The 22,420-nt window shown below is 61.9% G+C and carries 16 protein-coding genes and 2 tRNA genes; 13 read left to right on the top strand and 5 right to left on the bottom strand.

What is annotated here, in order from left to right:
* Window positions 1-4: 4 nt before the first annotated feature.
* Window positions 5-1,204 carry a mandelate racemase/muconate lactonizing enzyme family protein gene (locus tag ABID19_RS13395; protein ID WP_354491106.1) on the top strand — a complete coding sequence of 400 codons (1,200 nt, stop codon included), beginning with the start codon at window positions 5-7 and terminating at the stop codon, window positions 1,202-1,204.
* A 269-nt stretch (window positions 1,205-1,473) separates the two neighbouring features.
* On the opposite strand, the gene ABID19_RS13400 is transcribed toward ABID19_RS13395, so the two are convergent.
* Window positions 1,474-1,548, bottom strand: a tRNA-Asn gene (locus ABID19_RS13400).
* Between the two features lie 220 nt (window positions 1,549-1,768).
* Here ABID19_RS13400 and ABID19_RS13405 point away from each other — a divergent pair.
* The 9 genes from ABID19_RS13405 to ABID19_RS13445 all read left to right on the top strand — a co-directional run bounded on the left by ABID19_RS13405 (window position 1,769) and on the right by ABID19_RS13445 (window position 13,472).
* Entirely contained in the window at window positions 1,769-2,032 is a 264-nt protein-coding gene (locus tag ABID19_RS13405; protein ID WP_352932233.1) for a hypothetical protein, read from the top strand.
* Between the two features lie 329 nt (window positions 2,033-2,361).
* A tRNA-Cys gene (locus ABID19_RS13410) sits at window positions 2,362-2,435 on the top strand.
* Window positions 2,436-2,542: 107 nt separating this feature from the next.
* Window positions 2,543-3,211: a protein-L-isoaspartate O-methyltransferase family protein gene (locus ABID19_RS13415; RefSeq protein ID WP_354491108.1), complete on the top strand. Its 669-nt coding sequence runs from the start codon at window positions 2,543-2,545 to the stop codon at window positions 3,209-3,211.
* Window positions 3,212-3,395: 184 nt separating this feature from the next.
* On the top strand, window positions 3,396-4,787 hold the full coding sequence (locus ABID19_RS13420) for a TolC family outer membrane protein (protein WP_354491110.1): 1,392 nt from the start codon (window positions 3,396-3,398) through the stop codon (window positions 4,785-4,787).
* A gap of 213 nt (window positions 4,788-5,000) precedes the next feature.
* Window positions 5,001-5,858 carry a PopZ family protein gene (locus ABID19_RS13425; protein WP_354491111.1) on the top strand — a complete coding sequence of 286 codons (858 nt, stop codon included), beginning with the start codon at window positions 5,001-5,003 and terminating at the stop codon, window positions 5,856-5,858.
* A gap of 294 nt (window positions 5,859-6,152) precedes the next feature.
* Entirely contained in the window at window positions 6,153-8,936 is a 2,784-nt protein-coding gene (locus tag ABID19_RS13430; protein WP_354491113.1) for a valine--tRNA ligase, read from the top strand.
* Between the two features lie 432 nt (window positions 8,937-9,368).
* Window positions 9,369-10,634 carry an OmpP1/FadL family transporter gene (locus tag ABID19_RS13435; protein ID WP_354491115.1) on the top strand — a complete coding sequence of 422 codons (1,266 nt, stop codon included), beginning with the start codon at window positions 9,369-9,371 and terminating at the stop codon, window positions 10,632-10,634.
* Window positions 10,635-10,924: 290 nt separating this feature from the next.
* Window positions 10,925-12,649: a dihydroxy-acid dehydratase gene (ilvD, locus tag ABID19_RS13440; protein ID WP_354491117.1), complete on the top strand. Its 1,725-nt coding sequence runs from the start codon at window positions 10,925-10,927 to the stop codon at window positions 12,647-12,649.
* The gene (locus ABID19_RS13445; RefSeq protein ID WP_354491119.1) at window positions 12,636-13,472 is read left to right on the top strand and encodes a tetratricopeptide repeat protein; all 837 of its coding nucleotides are present in this window, start codon (window positions 12,636-12,638) and stop codon (window positions 13,470-13,472) included. The genes ilvD and ABID19_RS13445 overlap by 14 nt, the downstream gene beginning before the upstream one ends.
* An 81-nt stretch (window positions 13,473-13,553) precedes the next feature.
* On the opposite strand, the gene ABID19_RS13450 is transcribed toward ABID19_RS13445, so the two are convergent.
* The 4 genes from ABID19_RS13450 to erpA all read right to left on the bottom strand — a co-directional run bounded on the left by ABID19_RS13450 (window position 13,554) and on the right by erpA (window position 15,491).
* Entirely contained in the window at window positions 13,554-13,847 is a 294-nt protein-coding gene (locus tag ABID19_RS13450) for a hypothetical protein (protein WP_354491120.1), read from the bottom strand.
* A 99-nt stretch (window positions 13,848-13,946) separates the two neighbouring features.
* On the bottom strand, window positions 13,947-14,741 hold the full coding sequence (gene xth, locus ABID19_RS13455; RefSeq protein ID WP_354491121.1) for an exodeoxyribonuclease III: 795 nt from the start codon (window positions 14,739-14,741) through the stop codon (window positions 13,947-13,949).
* 7 nt (window positions 14,742-14,748) lie between these two features.
* On the bottom strand, window positions 14,749-15,141 hold the full coding sequence (locus tag ABID19_RS13460) for a VOC family protein (protein ID WP_354491123.1): 393 nt from the start codon (window positions 15,139-15,141) through the stop codon (window positions 14,749-14,751).
* Window positions 15,142-15,143: 2 nt separating this feature from the next.
* A complete protein-coding gene (gene erpA / locus ABID19_RS13465; RefSeq protein WP_354491125.1) occupies window positions 15,144-15,491 on the bottom strand; it encodes an iron-sulfur cluster insertion protein ErpA in 348 nt (115 codons plus the stop codon).
* A gap of 73 nt (window positions 15,492-15,564) precedes the next feature.
* Between erpA and ABID19_RS13470 the strand changes: the two genes are divergently transcribed.
* From ABID19_RS13470 to ABID19_RS13480, 3 genes are all read left to right on the top strand, one after another.
* On the top strand, window positions 15,565-16,779 hold the full coding sequence (locus tag ABID19_RS13470) for a deoxyguanosinetriphosphate triphosphohydrolase (protein ID WP_354491127.1): 1,215 nt from the start codon (window positions 15,565-15,567) through the stop codon (window positions 16,777-16,779).
* A gap of 61 nt (window positions 16,780-16,840) precedes the next feature.
* Window positions 16,841-18,598: an arginine--tRNA ligase gene (gene argS / locus ABID19_RS13475; RefSeq protein ID WP_354491128.1), complete on the top strand. Its 1,758-nt coding sequence runs from the start codon at window positions 16,841-16,843 to the stop codon at window positions 18,596-18,598.
* Between the two features lie 103 nt (window positions 18,599-18,701).
* Window positions 18,702-22,334, top strand: a complete 3,633-nt coding sequence (locus ABID19_RS13480) for an SPOR domain-containing protein (protein WP_354491130.1) — start codon at window positions 18,702-18,704, stop codon at window positions 22,332-22,334.
* Window positions 22,335-22,420: the final 86 nt, after the last annotated feature.

Raw genomic sequence — 22,420 nt, forward strand, 5'->3', positions numbered from 1 at the left:
CGCCATGAGGATCATTGATCTCCGGTGCGCCGTCATCGGCAAACATCCCATCGTTCGCATCGTGACCGACGAGGGCCTCTATGGCCTGGGCGAGGTCGAGTACACCAAGCCCTACCTCAAACCCTGGGTGCTGCATTTCCGCGAGGCCCTGATCGGCGAGGACCCGACCGACGTCGAGCGGGTGATGCTGAAGATCCGCCAACGCGGCTCTTTCAAGCCCTATGGCGCGGCGGTGAGCGCTATCGAGCATGCGCTATGGGACATTGCCGGTAAGGCTGCAGGCGTGCCGGCCTACAAACTGCTCGGCGGCAAGGTGCGCGACAAGGTGCGCGTCTACAACGGCTCGATCCGTCAGAAACGCACGGGCGACCGGCCGGAGGACTACGCCGCTGATGTCAAATGGATGATGGAGCAGCCTCAGAACTTCTTCATGATCAAGCAAGGGATCTCGTTCCACTCCAACATGAAGGACACTATCGAGGGCTTCCATTACGGCGTGACGCAGAAGAAGGCAGGCTATCACGGCGCCATGGATCAGGGCATGATCAGCGAGCGCGGTTTCAATCACATGCTCGACTGCGTGATCGCAATGAAGGAAGTGCTGGGCGACAAGGTCAGCCTGGCGCTCGACTGCGGCCCGGGCTGGATGCTGCCGGATGCGATCAAGTTTGCTCGCGCTGTCGAGAAATATAATTTGATGTGGCTCGAGGACATGCTGACCGGCGACTATGTGCCGTGGGTCAATCCGCAGGCCTATCGGGAGCTGACCACCTCCACCTCGACGCCAATCCATACCGGCGAGCAGATTTACCTCAGGCACAACTTCAAGGAGCTGATCGAGACGCAAGCGGTGCGCGTCATCGGCCCCGATCCTGCCGATATCGGTGGCATTGCCGAGCTCAAATGGGTCGCCGAGCACGCCTATATGCACTCGATCCTGATGGCGCCGCACGGCACGGCGAACGGCCTGCTCGGCCTCGGCGCGCTGATCAATGTCTGCGCCACCTTGCCCGCCAATTACGTGGCATTCGAATATCCCAGCGCTTCGGACCCGTGGTGGAACGACATCGTCATTGGCCTGCCTAAGCAGGTCGTGAAGGATTCGATGATCGATCTGCTCGAAGCCCCCGGGCTCGGCCTCGACATCGATGCCCAAGGCGCCAAGAAGTATCTGCTGGAAGAGGACGCCGGGTTCTTCGACTGATTGGGAATCGAGGCCATTCCGGGCGAGCCACCGGGCCGCGGACGCAAGGCGGTGTTGTGCGCCGGCTTCGCTCAGTCGCGCTTCGGGAGAACACCCGCACGGCAATCCGCCACCGCGGTTTTTAGGAACATCGTGCAGAGGGCAGAAGTTGGAACGGATCAAATCGTGATCCGTGGATCGGCTCTTCAACCCTTCCATCTCTAGTGTCGTCCAGAGGAAAGCCTGAAGTGGGACCGCGTGTAAGCGGCGTTCGCAACTTTGATCTGAAGTGGCTCCCCGGGCCGGATTCGAACCAGCGACCAACCGGTTAACAGCCGGTTGCTCTACCACTGAGCTACCGGGGAACAGAGGCTCTCATGTGAGTGGCGCAGCCTATAGCAAACCCGTTTCGGCTTTGCAAAGAAGCATTTCGTTTTTTTCGGCGCTTTTTCACGCCCCGATTTCTGGCAATCATTTGCGGGCGGCCTCATATGAACCGTCTGACAGGGAGCGCGGAACCGAAAAGCGGTTGCGGCTTTTGTTAGCTGGTGCTTTTACTTTGCCCGAACGGACCATCAACCAGACATGAGCGCAGCAAGCCACAACCATCCACCGGCACGCAAAATATCGATCTTCGGCCGTCAGTTCACGATGCCGCGCTCGCGCGGCCTCAGGATTGCGATCGGCGCCGTGCTGATCTTCGGCGGCATTCTTGGCTTCCTGCCGCTCCTGGGCTTCTGGATGATACCGGTTGGATTGCTGGTGCTCTCCTACGAGTTCGCCCTGGTGCGCCGCCATCGGCGCCGGCTCGTCGTGTGGTGGGAACGGCGGCGGCGGCGGCCGAACTGACGGGTTTGCACCGCGCGGTAAGCCTCTACGAAGAGGCGTCTTTCCGGCCCGACTCAACCTGACTAATGTCCGGAGCGCTTTCGGGCCTGTCGCAATTCTCCTTAGAACGGCGGAACTTTCTGCTTACCCGACGTAAGATCCAGGCGCAGACTTCCCTTTGCCATATTCCGTACTTAACAGATAACTAATGTATTAAATGCAGCATGTCTAAACGACGATTAGACACGTGGCATCATGGCCCAGGGGAAACCGTCCAGAATGCACCATGGCCGCTTGACGGCATTTTCGCCGCAACCTATTGGAACCGGGTGGAACGCCGGGAGCAATGAGGCCTCGTGGCGGAGTGGTTACGCAGAGGACTGCAAATCCTTGCACCCCGGTTCGATTCCGGGCGAGGCCTCCAATTGCTCAAGCTCCCGCGCACCAGCGCCAGGGAGCTTGAGTTCCGGTCGAAATGAGCCGCGGTCTTGGCGCGGCAAGCAGATTGGTTTTGGGCGGATTGGTTGGAACATGAGCGCTGATTTTGCCGAACGCCGGGTGAAAATGGTCGATGGCCAGATCCGCACCACCGACGTGACCAGCGCGCCGCTGCTAGACGCAATGCTTGCCGTGCCGCGCGAGGCCTTTGTCGCCCCTGAACAGCGCGATCTCGCCTATATCGACGAGGACATCCGCATTGCCAATGCAGCGGATGGCCTGCGCTATCTCATGGAGCCTTCGCCGCTGGCCAAGCTGATGCAGCTGGCCGAAATCGACCCGGACGATTCGGCGCTCGATGTCGGCTGCGGCACCGGCTATGCGGCGGCGATCCTGTCGCGGCTGGCAAAGTCGGTCGTCGCGCTGGAAAGCGATCCGGTATTGGCAGAGACTGCCATGTCGACGCTTTCGGCGCTGGGCTGCGACAATGTTACCGTAGTCAAGGGATCGCTGCCGGAAGGCCATGTCGCAGGGGCACCCTACGACGTCATTTTCATTGGCGGCAGTGTCGAAAAGGTGCCGGCGGCGCTGCTCGACCAGCTTGCCGAAGGCGGCCGTCTCGTCGCCGTCGAAGGGCAGGGGAATTCGGGTGTAGCCCGATTGTTTTTTAAGACAGGGGGGGTTGTAACCGGAAGAGGCGCATTTAATGCGGCAATTAAGCCACTACCGGGATTTGAACGTATCCGTGCGTTTGAGTTCTGAATGATTTTGGCTTGCAGCAAAAGCGTTGTCATGTTCGCTTGCGCTTGAACAATCGTTGCTGATCCGCATGACTGGGGTACTCTTGGGGGCTGACAGCAGGGAACCTGAAACACATCGCGCCGGCTGCTCGAATGGCAGGAGCCGACGCGGTGTGGTTCCCATGCAAAACGAATGAGGGAATAACGTGCCGTCTTTACGCAAGAGTCTTTTTGCCGCTGTCCTTGTTTCCGCGACCGCGCTTTCTCCAGTGGCCGCCTCGGCGGAAACCATTCTTGGCGCACTTTCAAAAGCCTACCAGAACAATTCCTCGCTCAATTCGGCCCGCGCCGGCGTCCGCGTCACCGATGAGGGCGTTGCCATCGCCAAGTCCGGCTGGCGCCCCACCATCAACGGTTCCGCTGATATCGACTACTCCAGCAGCCATCTCAACGGCTCAAACCGAAGCGTGCGCTTGACCACAGGCAACTTTGGCGTCCAGATCGACCAGACCCTGTTCGACGGCTTTCAGACCAGGAACAACGTCGCCGCCGCTGAATCGCAGGTCCGCGCCTCGGTCGAGAGCCTGCGCAACACCGAAGAGAACATTCTGTTCAACGCGGCAAGCGCCTACATGGACGTGATCCGCGATCGGCAAGTGGCGGTGCTGACGGAACAAAACCTGCAGTTCCTGACCGAGCAGGCGCGCGCGGCGCGTTCGCGCTTCGAAGTCGGCGAAGGTACCCGCACCGATGTGGCGCAGGCCGATGCCGAGCGCTCCTCCGCCGTGGCGGAACTGGCCGCCGCCCGCGCCCAGGCGCTGGCAAGCGCTGCGACCTATCGCCAGATCGTCGGCGACGAGCCGGGCAGGCTCAGGGCCGCTTCGCCGTTGTCGAAGCTGTTGCCGTCGAACCTCGATGCGGCGATTGCGATCGCGTCCAGCGAGCACCCGGCCATCCTTGCTACCCAGCATCTGGTCGACGCGGCGGCGTTTTCGGTGAAATCGGCCGAAGGCGCGCTGCTGCCGCAGCTGTCGGCCTCCGCCGGTCTTTCCAGCGCCTACCGCAACACCGTGCCGGGTGTCTTCGGAACGACGCAGGATGGCACAACCAATTCGGCCAGCATCGGTGCTACGCTGACCGTGCCGATCTATTCGGGCGGACGGACGTCGGCGATAGTGCGTCAGAACAAGGAATCCCTCAGCCAGGCCCGGATCGAGGTCGACGTCAGCCGCGACACCGTGCGGCAAGCCGTGACCTCGGCGTGGACGCAATATACTGCCGCTCAGCAGACCGTGGTGGCCAACAGGCAGGTGATCGCCGCCGCGCAGCTTGCCTTGAGCGGCGTCATCGAGGAGCGCAATGTCGGCCAGCGCACCACGCTCGACGTTCTCAACGCGCAGGCCACTCTCATCACCGCCAAGATCAACCAGGCCAGTTCCGAACGCGATTTGGTGGTGGCGAGCTATGCCATCCTCTCGGCGATCGGCCATCTTTCGGTCGACCGTCTCGCTCTTCAGGTGACGAAGTACAGACCCGAAGAACATTACAATGCGGTCAAGGACAAGTGGATCGGCCTGCGCACGCCAGACGGCCGCTGATCGGTCCACCAGTTCCAAATTCCGTCCAATTTCCAGGCATTAGAGCCCGCGCGTTCCCAAGGAATGCGCGGGCTCTAATCTGTTGAAATCCGATACGCCCTCAGTTTGGGGATTCTCGTAAGGCGATCCGTGGGTTACGCTGTCGCCATGATTCGAATCCGGCTTGGCCGGACAGGAAATCTGCAACGAGTCACAAGGGCGGCGGATGTGACGATGGCAACGGCAAGCAGCGTGCAGCGCGAACCTTCCATGGAAGAAATACTGGCTTCCATCCGAAGGATCATCGAGGACAACGATACCGTTCGCAAGCAGCCGGACGAAGCGGACGATCTGCTGCAGGATCTGGCGTCGGTAGCGATGCCGGCGTCGGCGACAGGCGGCGCGGCACGGCAGGCAGGCAAGGCGCTGCCGGAGGCAGGCGAGGCGGCGCCGGAGGTGGGTGCGTTTCGCGCCGAATTGCGTCCGGGATTTGACGCGAGAAAGGCGGCCACGCTGGCTGAGGTGCAGGCGCCACCGTCGGGCGCCGAGCCCGCCGTCGCGCGCATGGAGCCGCCAATACGTTCCGGTCCGGCTCCGCTCAAAGCTCCGGTGACGCTTGCCGGGGGCGCCGTTCCGGCGCCGGCCGCCAAGCCGGATGCGCTTGCGACGGAGACCGCTGCGGAGACGACCGACAGCATCGTTTCCGATTGGCGGCGTGAGATCGCCGCAGTCGGCGAAGCGATGAACGTGGCCAAGCCTGACGGGACCCCAGACAGGGCCGAATTTATCGAGGACGCGGCCGAATCTGCTTTTGAGCCGGAGCCGCCACGAAGCGGGTTGGAGCGGCCGGCGGCAAACGAGGCATCGTCCACTCGTCCAGCGATCCTTTCCGAACATACGGGCCGGCAGGTTGCCGCCGCCTTCGGCGAGCTTTCCGATGCGTTCGCCAGCCGCAGCAAGAAAACCTTCGACGAGATGGCCGAAGAGATGCTCAGGCCCATGCTGCAGGACTGGCTGGACAACAATCTGCCGACGCTGGTCGAGCGGCTGGTGCGCGAAGAAATCGAACGCGTGGCGCGCGGCGCGCAATAATTTCAGAAACCTGTCGAGGACAAAACACCGCCTCCGGGCGGCGTTTTGTTGAACTGCCCTTCTTCTGCCTGCGGGCTTCTTTCTCCCGTCACTATGCGGGGAGAAATGCCCGGTGGGCCAAGGCAGCGCAAACCTGAAGTGATTGCCCGGCGAGGGTCACTTCGGTGAGTTGTCTCGAACTATCCAGGCGCTATCTATTAGCCACCGCTGTCTGCCGCTCGCTTGTGGTTGACTTGCCAACTGCCTTCCGATTTACACCGAACCAACATATCCCGACAGCTCGGACCTCTTTCCATGCTCGAAAAAACCTACGACGCCAAAATCGTCGAGCCGAAGATCGCCAGAATCTGGGAGGAGGCCGACGCCTTTCGCGCCGGCGCGGGCGCCGAAGAGGGCGCGGAAGCCTTCACCATCGTCATCCCGCCGCCGAACGTCACCGGCTCGCTGCATATGGGCCACGCGCTCAACAACACGCTGCAGGACATTCTGGTGCGCTTCGAGCGCATGCGCGGCAAGAACGTGTTGTGGCAGCCCGGCATGGACCATGCCGGTATCGCCACGCAGATGGTGGTCGAGCGCCAGCTCATGGAAAAGCAGATCCACCGCCGCGACCTGACGCGCGACGAGTTTATCGAGAAAGTCTGGGAGTGGAAGGCTGAATCCGGCGGCGCGATTCTCAACCAGCTGAAGCGGCTGGGGGCTTCGGCCGACTGGAGCCGAGAGCGTTTCACCATGGACGAGGGCCTGTCCAAGGCGGTGCTCGAAGTGTTCGTCACGCTCTACAAGGAAGGCCTGATCTACAAGGACAAGCGCCTTGTGAACTGGGACCCGAAGCTGCTCACTGCGATCTCCGACCTTGAGGTCGAGCAGCAGGAGGTCAACGGCAATCTCTGGCATTTCCGCTATCCGGTCGAGGGCGTGGCCTTCGATCCGGAAAACCCTGAGACCTTCATCACCGTGGCGACCACACGTCCCGAAACGATGCTCGGCGACACCGCTGTGGCGGTGCATCCAGAGGACGAGCGTTTTCGGCATTTGGTCGGCAAGAACCTCGTCTTGCCGATCGTCGGCCGCAAGATTCCGGTGGTGGCGGACGACTATTCCGATCCTGAAAAGGGCAGCGGCGCGGTCAAGATCACGCCGGCGCACGATTTCAACGACTTCGAGGTCGGCAAGCGCCACAAGCTGCCGGCGATCAACATTCTCACCGTCGAGGCGGCGGTGAACCTGACCGACAATGAGGATTTTCTCGCCGGGCTGGAGGTGACGCCCGAGCGCCAGGCCGTCTGGGATGAACTCAACGGCCTCGACCGTTTCGTCGCACGCAAAAAGATCGTCGAACTGATGGAGGCGGGCGGGTTCCTCGAAAAGGTTGAGCCGCATCGTCACGCCGTGCCGCATGGTGATCGCGGCGGCGTGCCGATCGAGCCGCTGCTGACCGACCAGTGGTATGTCAATGCGGCCGAACTCGCCAAGCCGGCGATCGCATCCGTGCGTGAAGGCCGCACCAAGATCATACCCGGCAGTTGGGAGAAGACTTACTTCCAATGGATGGAAAACATCGAACCCTGGTGCATCTCGCGCCAACTCTGGTGGGGACACCAGATCCCGGCCTGGTACGGGCCGGACGGGCGTGTCTTCGTCGAGAAGACCGAGGAGGAGGCGCTCGGCGCCGCCGTCGAATATTACCTGGCGCTGGAGGGGCCGTGGAAGGCCTGGGTCGAGGACAAGCTCGAGAACTTCAAGCCGGGTGAGATCCTGACCCGGGACGAGGATGTGCTGGACACATGGTTCTCGTCGGCGCTTTGGCCGTTCTCGACGCTCGGCTGGCCGGAAAAGACGCCGGAACTGAAGACCTACTACCAGACCGACGTGCTGGTGACCGGCTTCGACCTGATCTTCTTCTGGGTCGCTCGCATGATGATGATGGGCCTGCATTTCATGGACGAGGAGCCGTTCCATACCGTCTATATGCACGCGCTGGTGCGCGACAAGAACGGGCAAAAAATGTCGAAGTCGAAAGGCAACGTCATCGACCCGCTCGATCTCATCGACGAATACGGCGCCGATGCGCTGCGCTTCACGCTGACGGTGATGGCGGCGCAAGGGCGCGACGTGAAGCTCGACCCGGCCCGTATCGCCGGCTACCGCAACTTCGGCACCAAGCTGTGGAACGCAACGCGCTTTGCCGAGATGAACGAGGTCGCGAGAAATGACGATTTCTGGCTGAACGACGCCAAGCTGGCTGTCAACCGCTGGATCCTGACCGAACTGACGCGGGCCGCACGCGAGATCACCGATGGCATCACCTCGTACCGCTTCAACGACGCGGCGGGTGCGGCCTATCGCTTCGTCTGGAACCTGTTCTGCGACTGGTACCTGGAACTGCTGAAGCCGGTCTTCATGGGCTCGGACGAGGCTGCCAAGGCCGAGAGCAGAGCTTGCGTCGCCTTCGTGCTCGACGAGATCTACAAGCTGCTGCACCCGATGATGCCGTTCATGACCGAAGAACTTTGGGCTGAGACATCAGGCGAGGGCAAGCAACGGCCATCGCTGCTTTGCCATGCCGCGTGGCCGTCGCCCGACTTCGAGGACGAGGCAGCGGCCGCCGACATCAACTGGCTGGTCGACCTCGTCTCAGGTATCCGCTCCGTGCGCTCGGAGATGAACGTGCCGCCGGCGGCGATCGCGCCCTTGATGGTGATCGGCGCCAATGCCACGACCCGGGAAAGGCTTGAGCGCCAGGCATCGGCCATCAAGCGGCTGGCGCGCGTCGGCGACATCTCGCTGGTCGATACGGCGCCCAAGGGCTCCGCGCAGATCGTGCTCAACGAGGCGACAATCTGCTTGCCGCTCGGCAGCCTGATCGACCTTACTGCCGAGGCAGCGCGGCTGCAGAAGGAATTGGCCAAGGTGACCGAAGAGATCGCCCGCCTGCACAAGAAGCTGTCCAACGAGAAGTTCGTCGCCAACGCACCTGAAGATGTGGTGGAAGCCGAGCGCGAAAAGCTCACCGATTATCGCGAAGCGCAAGAAAAACTTTCCGTGGCGCTGACACGAGTGCGCGAAGCCGGTTGATCTGGTCTCTAGGTTCGGGCGCCGGATTGTCTGAGCATCGAACTGTCTAAACCGGCGTTCCGGTTTGGTCCGTTGCGCTGGATTCGCGAGTCTTTTGATCTGCTTCCGGACAGGGCTTTCTGCCACGAAAATAGGCATTCCGCAGCGTAAATCTTGACGTAAACGGAATGTTTTGGGCCCATTGTTGCCATAATGTAACAATGGGGCTGGTTTTCGCAAAATGGCCCATTTTTGCCTCCTTCTATGCGAGTTTTCCGAATTTTTTCGTCGATTTGCGTCCAAATAGGCCGTTTTCCGGCCTTGCGGCGGAAGCTGCAACTTTGTCGAAAATGCGGTCGGCCAAGGCGTACGTGTACACATCGAGAATTCATTGTTGCGCCGTTAACCTGAATTGGCTCTAGCTTGATCCACTCGTATTCGGGGAGGACATTCATGAACAATTTGCGTCTGAAAGCGCTGCTGGGGGCAGGGTGCTTTTCACTGGCTTTGATAGGGGCGGCGCATGCCGGCGGCCTCGAGCGCAGCGGCTACAACATCGACCTGCTTTTCGATCCGGCGCCTGTCGCCGGAGAGCTTTCGGGCACTTATGTGATGCCGGAACGGAAGATCAAGAATGCCGTAGACACGGATACAAGCAGTGGTTTTCCACCGCCCGGTACTGGTCCTGGCGGTGGCGATTTGAACTCTCGGTCCAGTTCTGCCGATGATTCGGAGAGCTATTTTGTTCCCCGCATGGGAATCAAGGTTGGAGTCGGGCCCCACCTCGATTGCATGGGCGATTATTCTCAACCTTGGGGAATCCATTCGGCCCCCGGTCTGAATTGGGCAGGCGCCAACAGCAATATCGAAACCAAGATCAAAAGCGAAAATTTTGCAGGCACCTGCTCCTACAAAATGGATGTAGGCAAAGGCCAGTTTCGCTTCATTGGCGGTGTGTTTTACCAGGATATCAGTGGCTTCAAGGAGCGGTTGGTCCAAGATTTTACTGGTCTTCCTGTGCCTCTCTCCGGCGTAGGTCGGATCGACCTCGAAGGCAACGGGGTTGGCTGGCGCATCGGCGCCGCTTACGAGATTCCGGAAATCGCGCTCCGAGCCAGCTTGGTCTACAACAGCGCCGTTGATTTGGGAGATGTGACCGGGGACGTCGATCTTACGCAGGTTGGCCGGGGTGTAGTTCCTGTGGTCGGTACGGCGAGCATGCCGCAGTCGGTCGAGTTCAAGGTCCAGTCGGGTATTGCTCCGGACTGGCTTGCCTTCGGGTCGGTGAAGTGGGTCGACTGGAGTGTGCTGCAGATTGTCAATTTCTGCGCCGTCGGCGCTCCGGTTCCCTGTACCTACGGGGGGCCGAGCTTCGTCACGTCTCTGGATCTGCTCTATCGCGACGGATGGACCGTCTCAGGCGGTATCGGCCACAAGTTCAACGACCGGTGGAGCGCTGCAGCGACGCTTACCTGGGATCGCGGAACGACCACGGGCTTGAGCACCCAAACCGATACCTGGACGGTTGGTGCCGGCGCGTCCTTTTCGCCCAACCAAAACGTCGAAGTCCGCTTCGGCGGTGCCGTCGGCATCCTGACCAGTGGATCAGTCGGCGTGGTCCTTGATAAGGACGGCATTCCTCACGGTACAGACGTTTCATACGATTTCGGCAACGATCTCGTGACCGCCCTTTCAGCTTCCTTCAAGGTCAAGTGGTAGGCTACTAAAATTAAACGATAAAAAGGCCGGGCACCGCCCGGCCTTTTTGGTTGAATGGGCTTTCTGGCCGACGGTCCCAAGTCGATTGCATCCGTCAATCATTGCAAACACGCCATATCCCGCTGCCTTCTGCCATTGTGACGTTTTGGCAACAGTTCCTGCGCATCGGTCGCGCCACAGTGGTGCCCGGGAACATTGCCTATTTCCCGCCATAAACCCGGCGCACCTCGAATTCGTCTCGGGGCCAAAAGGCAAAGGGGCAGTCCGCACCGCGCGCGGCAAGGAAGAGCATGGACACTAAAGTCATCTCCAAGGCCAAGCTGCCCAGCCGCTATGTGACCGTCGGTCCGGCGCGCGCGCCGCACCGCTCCTATCTCTATGCGATGGGATTGTCGGCGGCCGAGATCGCACAGCCGTTGGTCGGCGTCGCGAGTTGCTGGAACGAGGCGGCACCCTGCAACATCTCGCTGATGCGTCAGGCGCAGGTGGTCAAAAAGGGCGTCGCCGCGGCTCACGGCACGCCGCGGGAATTCTGCACCATTACCGTCACCGACGGCATCGCCATGGGCCATCAGGGTATGAAATCGTCGCTGGTGTCGCGCGAGGTCATCGCCGATTCCGTCGAACTCACCATGCGCGGCCACTGTTACGACGCGCTGGTCGGCCTTGCCGGTTGTGACAAGTCGCTGCCCGGCATGATGATGGCCATGGTGCGGCTCAACGTGCCGTCGATCTTCATTTATGGCGGCTCGATCCTGCCCGGTTCCTACAAGGGCCGGCAGATCACCGTGCAGGACGTGTTCGAGGCTGTCGGCCAGCACTCGGTCGGCACGATCGGCGACGCTGAACTGCTTGAAATCGAGCAGGCCGCCTGTCCGTCGGCCGGCTCTTGCGGTGCTCAGTTCACTGCCAACACCATGGCCACCGTCGCCGAGGCTATTGGCCTGGCGCTGCCTTATTCCTGCGGGGCGCCGGCGCCTTACGAGATGCGCGACCGCTTCAATTTCGCCTCCGGCGAAAAGATCATGGAGCTGATCGCAAAGAACATCCGTCCACGCGACATCGTCACGCTGAAGGCGCTGGAGAATGCGGCAACCGTGGTTTCGGCCACTGGCGGCTCGACCAACGCTGCGCTGCATTTGCCGGCAATCGCGCATGAGGCCGGGATAAAGTTCGACCTCTTCGACGTGGCCAGGATCTTCGAGAAGACGCCTTACATCGCCGACCTGAAGCCGGGTGGCAAATATGTCGCCAAGGACATGTTCGAGGCCGGCGGCATTCCGCTTTTGATGAAGACGTTGCTCGACCACGGCTATCTGCATGGCGATTGCCTGACGGTGACCGGCCGCACTTTAGCCGAAAATATGGAGCACGTAGCCTGGAATGATAGCCAGGATGTGGTCCGTCCAGCCAATCGACCAATCACCCAAACGGGTGGTGTCGTGGGCTTGAAGGGAAACCTTGCCCCCGAAGGCGCGATCGTGAAGGTCGCAGGCATGTCGGAGCTGAAATTCTCCGGCCCGGCGCGTTGCTTCGATTCGGAAGAGGAATGTTTCCAGGCGGTAACGGATCGCAGCTACAGCGAGGGCGAAGTCCTCGTCATCCGCTACGAGGGACCGCGCGGCGGTCCGGGCATGCGGGAAATGCTATCGACGACGGCGGCTCTCTATGGACAGGGCATGGGCGGCAAGGTGGCTCTCATCACCGACGGACGCTTTTCGGGCGCGACACGCGGTTTCTGCATCGGCCATGTCGGGCCGGAAGCCGCCGTGGGTGGTCCGATCGGGCTGCTCAGGGATGGCGATTTAATCTCGATCGACGCGGAGAACGGCACGATCGAGGTTGATCTGTCCGACACCGAACTGGCGACCAGAGCAAAGGCATGGAAGGCGCGCGCAACCGACTATCAGTCGGGCGCGATCTGGAAATATGCACAAACGGTAGGGCCTGCCCGCGACGGCGCAGTTACCCATCCCGGTGGTGCGAAAGAAACACATTGTTATGCGGATATCTGAGTTGCTGAGGTTGTCTGTCTTTTCGGCACTGGTCGCGATCGCCACTTTTGGCGCGACCTTGGGCGCCGCGGGCCAGGCCATGGCCTTCGACGACAAGGTGTTCGACGACAAGACCGGCGTGAAGCCGCAGTCGAGCCCGTGGGCGGTGTTCCAGTTCGGCTTCTCTGCCTACAAGAACGGCCGCAAGGAACAGGCTGCGGAGGCTTATAAATACGCGGCCGAAAACGGCCAGATCGGCGCCACCTGGAAGCTTGCGCGCATGTATGCCGAGGGCGACGGCGTGGAGCGTGACGATTACGCAGCATTCAAGTTCTTCTCGGAGATCGTCGACCAGGACGTCGAGCCGGGTTCGCCGGAAGAGAGTTATGTATCGGATGCGCTCGTGGCGCTCGGCGATTATTTGAGGAAGGGCATCCCCGGCAGCCCCATCACAGAGAACGAGGTGGCGGCCCAGGAATACTACATGCGCGCCGCCGCCAACTACCGCAACCCGAATGCGCAGTTCGAGATGGGCCAAATCTTCCTGAACGGCAAGGGCGGCGTCAAGGCCAGCATCAAGCAGGCCGGACGCTGGTTCCAGCTCGCTGCGGAAAAGGGCCATGCCGGCGCGCAGGCGACGCTCGGTAACCTGCTCTTCCAGAGCGGCAAGATCGTTCGGGGGCTGGCAATGATGACCGCGGCACTTGAACGGGCTTCACCTTCCGACCAGCCATGGATACGCGGCATGCAGGAAGAGGCGTTCGCCGCGGCGGGCGAGGCCGACCGCCGCACCGCGATTTCGCTGGCCGATGACATCCTCACCAAGGGTGGCAGCGACCAGTAGGATTGGCGCTCGCTAAGGACTGAACTGGGGACTCTTTAGAGTAGCGAGTTCAGCTTTCGAAGCTTTGCACCATACAAATAATCAGTTCTCGATGAGCTCCGCCGGCACCGGGCTTGGCGCCGGTGTCGAGATTGGCGTGGCGTGCGGACGCGGCGTCGTATTTTCCGGACAATTGTCCCGAATCTTTGTCCACGACGTGTTGTTGAGAACCATGTCGCAACGGGCGAGGTGACTCCGGCCGGAGAGCGTCAGGCAGGCGACCTGGCCGATCTGGAATGATTTTCCATTGGCCAGGCATTCCGCATCGGCAAAAGCCGGGGCCGCCGCGAGGGCGAGCGCCGCAGCACATGGGCAAAGCGCAAACCTGGTCGTCATCCTGAATCCCAGCCGAACCCGAATTGCAGCGGAACCCCGGATTGTGGCGATATGACGGTCTGTCAGCCGAGAATCCGGGCGATCCGGACCTCGAAATGATCAGATTGGCGCAAAAGCCAGTTCGACGGCCACCGGCACGTGGTCGGAGGGTTTTTCCCAGGCGCGCACGTGCTTTTCGATCGAGGCTGAGGAAAAGCGGTTGGCAGCTTCGGGTGAAAGCAGCAAGTGATCGATCCGGATGCCGTTGTTCTTCTGCCAGGCACCGGCCTGATAGTCCCAGAATGTATAGGTGTCCGGCGCGTCGGTGACTGCGCGCACGGCTTCGGTGAAGCCCAGATTCTTCAGTCGCCGGAACGCCTGCCTTGTCTGCGGCTGGAACAGCGCATCGCCCAGCCAGTTCTCCGGGAATTTTGCGTCGATCGGTTCCGGGATGACATTGTAGTCCCCGGCCAGCACCAGCGCCTCTTCGAGCGCGAGCCGTTCTTCGGCCCAACGCTCCAGCCGCGCCATCCAGGACAGTTTGTAGGAGAATTTCTTCTCGTCTTCGATCGGGTTGCCGTTCGGCAAATAGAGCGAGGCGACGCGCAACGCGCCACTGTCGGTCGAAAACACCCCCTCGATGAAACGTGCCTGCTCATCGGCATCGTCGCCCGGCAGGCCTCTGATGACCTCGTCGAAGCGCAGCTTCGACAGGATGGCGACGCCGTTGAACCCCTTTTGGCCATGGGTTTCGACATTGTAGCCAAGCGCTTCGATCTCGGCCCGCGGAAACTGCTCGTCGACCGTCTTGATCTCCTGCAGGCAAGCGATATCGGGCGCGCTTTCCGTCAGCCAATGGGTTAAATTGCCGAGGCGGGCCCGAACGCCGTTGATGTTCCAGGTGACGATTTTCATGACGGCCTCATTGCTGTTCCGGCTTCTGGCGTTCGACGAGGCCGATCGTATTGCCTGCCGGGTCCTTTAGGAAGGCCATCCATTCGCTTTCCCCTGCCGGCCCGAACAGGCCTTCGGTATCGCGATGGACGAGCATCGGCGGCGCAGTGAAGGGGACGCCGGCGGCTTTTGCCGAGGCGTGGAAATCGTCGAGGCCTGATATGTCGAGATAGACAGTGCCGGCCGGCAGGCCATCGGTGAACAGCAGCCGCACGTCGCCGGCGATGATGAAGGCGATGCCGGGCGGATCGAAGCGCACGTGGACCGTCATGCCGAGCACGTCGTGCCAGAACGCCAGCGTTGCATCGAGATCGCGCCCGGCTGAAAGCGCGACCTGACGGACCGCGCCAATGGCAGGCATTTCTATATGCTGAAGCTGGTGCCGCAGCCGCAGGAGGCGACCGCATTCGGGTTCCTGATCTGGAACGACTGGCCCATCAGATCGTCGACGAAATCGATCACCGAGCCGCCCATATAGATCAGCGAGAGGTCGTCGATCAGCACGGTGGCGCCGTCTTTCTCAATGGCGACGTCGTCATCGTTGCGGGTGTCGACCAGGTCGAACTTGTAGGAAAAGCCGGAGCAGCCGCCGCCCTCGACCGAAACGCGCAGCGCCTTCTTGCCGGCTTCGCCGGATACGATCTTGGCGATCCGCCTGGCGGCGGCGTCGGTCATCTCGACTTTCATAGCAGTCTTGGCATCAGCGCCCATGGGCGTCACCTTGCTTTCGGTTTCACATGATAGGTATGAAGCGCGAGGGGGCAAGTCAACTGCGGTATCGGCGATGACCAACGAGTTGGGCGACATCGGGTTCGGCTATCGGCCGCGTGCAGCCTATGCCTGCGATCCGGCAAAGTCGCGCGGGCGGCTGTTCGATGAGGTGGAGAGCCCGACCCGAACGCCGTTCCAGCGCGACCGCGACCGCGTCATCCACTCGACGGCGTTCCGCCGGCTGAAGCACAAGACGCAGGTGTTCGTCGCGCATGAGGGTGACCATTACCGCACCCGGCTGACCCATTCGATCGAGGTCGCGCAGATTGCGCGTGCCCTGGCGCGGGCGCTACGCGGCGACGAGGACTTGGCCGAGGCGGTGGCGCTGGTGCATGATTTCGGCCACACGCCCTTCGGCCATACCGGCGAAGACGCGCTGAACGAGAAAATGGCCACCTGGGGCGGCTTCGACCACAATGCGCAATCGCTGCGCGTGGTGACGCGGCTGGAGAGCCGCTACGCCGAGTTCGACGGGCTTAACCTCACTTGGGAAACGCTGGAGGGATTGGTCAAGCACAACGGACCGCTGACCGACGCCAGGGGAAAGGGCCTGAAGGGGCCGGTGCCGCAAGCGATCCGCGACTATTCGGAGTTGCACGATCTCGAACTCGACCGCTTCGCCAGCATCGAGGCGCAGTGCGCGGCGATCGCCGACGACATCGCCTACAACACCCATGACATCGATGACGGCCTGAGATCAGGGCTCCTGACGCTGGACATGCTGGAGAAGATCTCGTTGCCGGGGTCGATCCTGGCAGGCGTGCGCCAGCGCTATCCGGCGCTGGACGATGTGAGGACGGGGCACGAACTGATGCGACGGCAGATCACGATGATGGTCGAGGATGTCATCGTGTCGACCACCGCCAACCTGGCGCGCTTCAAGCCGGAGAGCGCCGATGCGGTGAGGGCCGCAGGCGAGACGATGGTGACCTTTTCCGCCGAAATGGCCGCCGCGGAAAAGGAATTGAAGGCCTTTCTCTACAAGCATCTCTACCGGCATAGCGAGGTCATGCGCGTGCGCACCGAGGCCGAGCAGATCGTCAGGGACCTGTTCGACGTCTATTTCGCCGATCCGCGCGCCATGCCCGATGGCTGGCGCGAAGGGCTCGACCGGGCCGACGATCGCATCAAGGCGCGCAGCGTTGCCGACTTCCTGGCGGGCATGACGGACACCTACGCTTTGAAGGAGCACCGCCGTTTGTTTGACCATACGCCTGAATTGAGCTAGGGCGGGCTCGATTTTGCCGGCCAATGAGCCGGATCCCTGCAAAGCCGTCAGAGCCACACCTATGAACATCTTCGCCGATTTCAACGCGCGAATCATAAAAGCCGTCGAAGCGCTTGATTTGAAAGACAAGGACGGCAGTACGCTGGACCTATCGCGCATCGCCGTCGAGCCGCCGCGCGACGCCAGCCATGGCGATCTGGCGACCAATGCGGCAATGGTGCTGGCCAAGCCGACCGGCCAGTCGCCACGCGTATTGGCTGAAAGGCTGGCGCAGGCGCTGCGCACCGACACCGACATCGCCGCCGCCGAGGTTGCCGGCCCGGGCTTCGTCAACCTCAGGCTCAAAGATGCGTTCTGGCAGGTGCATCTGACCACGCTGCTCGGCGAAGGCCGCAACTACGGCCGCTCGACGGTCGGCGGCGGCAAGAAGGCCAATGTCGAATATGTCTCGGCCAACCCGACCGGACCGATGCATGTCGGCCATTGCCGCGGCGCCGTGGTGGGTGATGCGCTCGCCAATCTGATGGCCTTCGCCGGTTATGAGGTGACCAAGGAATATGTCATCAACGACGCTGGTTCGCAGATCGACGTGCTCGGCCGCTCGGTCATGCTGCGTTACCGCGAGGCGCTTGGCGACGAGATCGGCGAGATTCCGGCCGGGCTTTATCCGGGCGATTATCTGGTCCCGGTTGGCCAGGCATTGGCCGGCGAATTCGGGCGCTCCTTGCTGCAGATGCCGGACGAGGAAGCGCTTGCGATCGTCAAGGACAGGACGATCGACGCGATGATGGCGATGATCCGCGAGGATCTGGCGCTGCTCAACGTGCATCACGACGTCTTTTTCTCGGAACGCACGCTGCATGCGGACAATGCTCGGAAAATTCGCTCGGCAATTAACGACCTGACACTCAAGGGCCATATCTACAAGGGCAAGCTGCCGCCGCCCAAGGGCGACAAGCCGGACGATTGGGAAGATCGCGAGCAGACGCTGTTCCGCTCGACGGCGGTCGGCGACGATCTCGATCGGCCGCTGGTCAAGTCCGACGGCACCTTCACCTATTTCGCCGCTGACGTCGCTTATCTGAAGGACAAGGTCGATCGCGGCTTCGTTGAGCTGATCTATGTGCTTGGCGCCGATCACGGCGGTTATGTGAAGCGCCTGGAAGCGCTCGCCCGGGCGATTGCCGGCGACGAGGTGAAGCTTACCGTGCTGCTTTGCCAGTTGGTGAAGCTGTTTCGCGACGGCGAACCGGTGCGCATGTCGAAACGGTCGGGCGATTTCGTGACGCTGCGCGAAGTGGTGGAGGAGGTCGGCCGTGATCCGATCCGCTTCATGATGCTCTACCGCAAGAACGATGCGCCGCTCGATTTCGACTTCGCCAAGGTGACCGAGCAGTCGAAGGACAATCCGGTGTTCTACGTGCAGTACGCCTCGGCGCGCTGCCATTCGGTGTTCCGGCAGGCGAGCGAACAGTTGGGCGAGGCCAATTTCGACCGCAATCGGCTGGCCGCCGCCACCGCTTCGCTGACAGACGAAGGCGAGATCGGCCTGATCAGGAAGCTTGCGGAATACCCACGGCTGATCGAATCCGCGGCCCTTGCGCTCGAGCCGCACCGGCTGGCATTCTACCTCTACGACCTCGCCTCCAGCTTCCACGGACATTGGAACCGCGGCACCGAAAATCCTGACTTACGTTTTGTTAAGGTTAACGACCGACAATTGACGCATGCCAGACTAGGGCTGGTGCAGGCTGTTTCGGACGTTTTGACGTCCGGCCTGACGCTGATCGGAGCCGATGCGCCCACCGAAATGCGTTAGGTTTGACTAAAAAACCTGTCACCTTTTGCCCACATTGCGCTGGTAAGGGCCAACCCTACGCGACGTCCATGGCGTCCGAATGAGTGCGAGTTCGGGAACAATAATGGCAGACAGAACCCAGCTGAGAGCAGCCGCCCAAAACGATATCGCCGACGATGATCCGTTCGCGGAATTGACCAGGATCATGGGGTTCGACCCGCGCCAGCCGGTCAAGCCGCAGGCTCAACCGAAGGCGGCTCCCGGCAGCCAGCCGGTGGACGAGGGCAATTTCGACATCGATCTCGAGAAGGAGTTGATGGGCGAATTCGGCGCCGACGATGATGATCGCGCCGCCGCCGAGGTTCGCGAGCCGGCTTTCGAAGCCACTGACGCATTGGCCGACGAGCTTGGGGACGACGAGCTTGCTGCGTCGCTCGAACAGGATTTCCTGCTGGACGACGATGCGGCTGATGAAACCGCCCATGCCGTTGCCGCCGACGACCCGCGTTCCGGTGTTGCCGAAACATTCGCGCCGGCTGCCTTCGATGACGGTCTCGACGATGCACTCGCCAGTTCGCTCGAAGATGTGTCGCCATTCGAAGACGATTTGGTAGCGGACGACAAATTTGGGGACGACGAGCTTACCGCGTCGCTCGAACAGGATTTCCTGCTCGACGACGATGCGGCGGACGAGGCCGAACAGAATACTGCCGTCGCCGGTTCGGCGTCGACGGCAGACCCCATCCTCGACGATGACTTCGATTACGCGGTCGCAAGCTCGCTCGAAGACGAACTGATGCTGGACGAGCACGTGCCGATGGAGCACGCCGCTGCCGAAGCCGCCGCGCCGGCTGCCGAACCCGCTTTCGACGATGACTTCGACAATGCGGTCGCAAGCTCGTTGGAAGACGAGTTGACGCTCGACGGACATGTGGCGATGGACCATGCCGCCGTTGCCGAAGCCGCCGCGCCGGTCGCCGAATTCGCCCTCGACGATGACTTCGACAATGCCGTCGCAAGCTCGCTCGAAGACGAGTTGATGCTCGACGAACATGCACCGATCGAGCAGGCCGCTGTTGAAACTCCTGCCGCGCCTGTTCGGGCCGTTTCGGAAAAGTCCGAAGAGGAATTCGTCGGCCATTTCGAAGACGCCATGGCCGATATCGACATGGATTTCGACGTTCGCCCGGCTGAACAAGTCAATATTGACGCGTCCGAAATTGACGAACCGGAGGCGATCGCCACCAATGACGGGCGGTCCGCCGTGATCACGGAAGACGCGTTAGACGACGATTTCGACCTGAATTTTGATGACGCGCTTGCCGAGGAGCCGGTTGCTCAGGCCCCCGTCGTCGCAATCCAGCCGACGGCGCCAACTGCCGCGGTCCAGCCGGTCGCGCCAACCGCCGTCGCTGACGAGCGGAGCCTTGAAGACGAACTGAACGCGCTGTTGGGCACGATGAGCACACGGGTTGCCCCCGCGGCGGTATCCGCGGCCAGCGGGCCTGCCCCGGTTCAGCAGCCTGTGGCCGCGGCTGAAAAGGGCGCCGGCAAACCAGCGGTCGACGAACTGGACTGGAACCTTGACGAGCAAGAGCTTTCGGAGCAGCCGGAGGATAGCGCGGTTCAGGTCGCCGATGCCGATCTCGACACCGTCCTCTTCGATGAGCTTGAGGGCCAGGATTTCAGTGCTGAGGATTCGACCGGACCGGCCGATGTCGATTTCGACGACGATGCATTGCATGCTGCCTTCGCCAAGGACATCGGTCTGGATCATGGCGACGACGATAGTGCTGCGGCGGCCGCTCCCAGGGACGACTCGCTCGACTGGCTGGCGGCACGCTCCGCCACGCCGGAGCCGGCCCGTTCGTGGAGCCGCGTAACGCCGGTCGCACAGTCGCAGCCTACCTTTGCAACCCAGCCGACGGCTTCGGCGAGGACCGCGGAAGTGGCCTCGGCAACGCCGCCAATGGCTGCGGCGCCGTCTTATCAGGATGAGCCGGCGCAAGACGATGCCGCCAATGCAGCATCTGCGCCAGCGCAAAGCGAGCAGCCTTCGGCGTATGACGAGATGCCCGATGTCGAGACGGTCGATGTGCCCGAGCGTGTCGTGGCGCTGGCGGACGACCTCGATATTCCGGAACTCGACTTCAACGAAGACGAACCGGCGGCCCCTGTTTATGACGATCTCGATACCGAGTTCGCCAGTCTTCTCACCGAAATGAACACCGTGGACGTCGCTGCCGCCCCGGCGCGCAGCGCGGCGTATGACGACGAATCCTACAATGCTGGCTTTCAATCGGCCACTGGGTTCCATTCGGCGGCTGCGTTCCAATCAGGGACTGGGTTCCCATCGGGCTATGAGCCCGACCGCGTTGAAACGCGGACCTACGCGGCGAGACCCGCAGAAGCCTCCGTCAGTGCGGCTTATGCCGATGCTGCCAGCGGCTTCGACCTGCCTGCCGGCCGGCCGGTTTCGCAGGCCGACGACTTTGGCTTGGACGAATTTGACTACGATCCCGAATTGGATGAGGCCATGTCGGTTCCAGGCTTGGCCGAGCACGAGGCCGCGAGGCCCCGGAGCCGCGGCCTGCTGATCGCCGCGGTCGTAGGCGCCGTGGCGATCGCCGGCGGTCTCGGCGCCTTCGCGCTGTCTTTTGGCGGCAACGGCGGCAGCGCTGCGCCGGTCATCGTCAAGGCGGACAACGCACCGATCAAGGTCAGACCTGAAAATCCGGGCGGCACCGTCGTGCCGAACCAGGACAACAAGGTCTATGATGCCGTGGCCAAGGGTGGCACGAAGCCTGCCGAACCGGTCCAGGAAAAACTGGTTACCAACACCGAAGAGCCGGTGGACGTGACGGCCAAGGAGCCGCCGCAGAGCCGTGTGGTTGATCTTTCGCCCGACGATGTCGCCGCCGCTGAAGAAGCCGATGCGGCCGGCGGCACGCAAGCGGCCGGCGGCACGCAAGCGGCCGGGAATACCGACATCGCCACCCCGACACCCAAGTCCGAGGATCGTATAGCCCAGGTTCTTGAAGAGGCCGACAGCGGCATCGAACCCGATGTCGTCGCCGTTGCGCCGCGCAAGGTGAGAACCATGGTCGTCAAATCGGACGGTTCACTGGTTGCGCGGGAGGATCCTGCGCCTGCGACAGCTCAGGTGGCCGCCATCGATCCTGTCGATCCGGCGCCGCAGCATGTGGCCCCAGCCGGTCAGGCTGGCGAGGCGGAGCAGACCGGTACGGTACCGCCTGTTGCCGATCAGGCTAGTGATAGCCCACTGGGTGGTGACCAGACTGAAACCGCCAATCCGGCAGCAGCAGCCGATCCGGCGGCCGCGCCCACGCCTGACGCCCAAGCCGCTGAAACTCAAGCCGCCCAGCCTGCCAATACGCCGGCTACGGTTCCAGTGGCGCCGCAACGTCCGTCCGACCAACCGGTCGATGTCGTCGGCGAGGTCAAGCCCGATCAGGTGGCATCCATCGATCCAGCGACGGCCTCTACCGGCGGTGGCTCATGGTCGATGCAGATCGCCTCGCAACCGACTGTCGAAAGCGCGCAGTCCAGCTATGCGGACCTGCAGCGCCGCTACGGCAGCGTGCTTTCCGGCCGCACCGCCAACATCGTCAAAGCCGAGATCGCCGGCAAGGGAACGTTCTACCGCGTCCGCGTTCCGGCGAAGTCGCGCAACGACGCGATCGATTTGTGCACCAGCTACAAGGCAGCCGGCGGCAACTGCTTCGTGTCGCGCTAAACATTCCAAATGTCCCCGCCCTTGGGCGGAAGAAACGGCGCGGTCGCAGACCGCGCCGTTTCTCATGGAAGAGAGATCTTGTGTGT

The organism is Mesorhizobium robiniae (genome assembly GCF_040545535.1).
GTDB classification, from domain to species: domain Bacteria; phylum Pseudomonadota; class Alphaproteobacteria; order Rhizobiales; family Rhizobiaceae; genus Mesorhizobium; species Mesorhizobium robiniae.

Bases quoted from the DNA above. Each gene is read 5' to 3' on its own strand.
- ABID19_RS13405 (WP_352932233.1), top strand. From the start codon at position 1,769: ATGAGCGCAGCAAGCCACAACCATCCACCGGCACGCAAAATATCGATC.
- ABID19_RS13470 (WP_354491127.1), top strand. From the start codon at position 15,565: ATGACCAACGAGTTGGGCGACATCGGGTTCGGCTATCGGCCGCGTGCA.
- ABID19_RS13425 (WP_354491111.1), top strand. From the start codon at position 5,001: ATGGCAACGGCAAGCAGCGTGCAGCGCGAACCTTCCATGGAAGAAATA.
- ABID19_RS13435 (WP_354491115.1), top strand. From the start codon at position 9,369: ATGAACAATTTGCGTCTGAAAGCGCTGCTGGGGGCAGGGTGCTTTTCA.
- ABID19_RS13415 (WP_354491108.1), top strand. From the start codon at position 2,543: ATGAGCGCTGATTTTGCCGAACGCCGGGTGAAAATGGTCGATGGCCAG.
- ABID19_RS13460 (WP_354491123.1), bottom strand. From the start codon at position 15,141: ATGCCTGCCATTGGCGCGGTCCGTCAGGTCGCGCTTTCAGCCGGGCGC.
- ABID19_RS13445 (WP_354491119.1), top strand. From the start codon at position 12,636: ATGCGGATATCTGAGTTGCTGAGGTTGTCTGTCTTTTCGGCACTGGTC.
- argS (WP_354491128.1), top strand. From the start codon at position 16,841: ATGAACATCTTCGCCGATTTCAACGCGCGAATCATAAAAGCCGTCGAA.
- xth (WP_354491121.1), bottom strand. From the start codon at position 14,741: ATGAAAATCGTCACCTGGAACATCAACGGCGTTCGGGCCCGCCTCGGC.
- ilvD (WP_354491117.1), top strand. From the start codon at position 10,925: ATGGACACTAAAGTCATCTCCAAGGCCAAGCTGCCCAGCCGCTATGTG.
- ABID19_RS13450 (WP_354491120.1), bottom strand. From the start codon at position 13,847: ATGACGACCAGGTTTGCGCTTTGCCCATGTGCTGCGGCGCTCGCCCTC.
- erpA (WP_354491125.1), bottom strand. From the start codon at position 15,491: ATGGGCGCTGATGCCAAGACTGCTATGAAAGTCGAGATGACCGACGCC.
- ABID19_RS13395 (WP_354491106.1), top strand. From the start codon at position 5: ATGAGGATCATTGATCTCCGGTGCGCCGTCATCGGCAAACATCCCATC.
- ABID19_RS13430 (WP_354491113.1), top strand. From the start codon at position 6,153: ATGCTCGAAAAAACCTACGACGCCAAAATCGTCGAGCCGAAGATCGCC.
- ABID19_RS13480 (WP_354491130.1), top strand. From the start codon at position 18,702: ATGGCAGACAGAACCCAGCTGAGAGCAGCCGCCCAAAACGATATCGCC.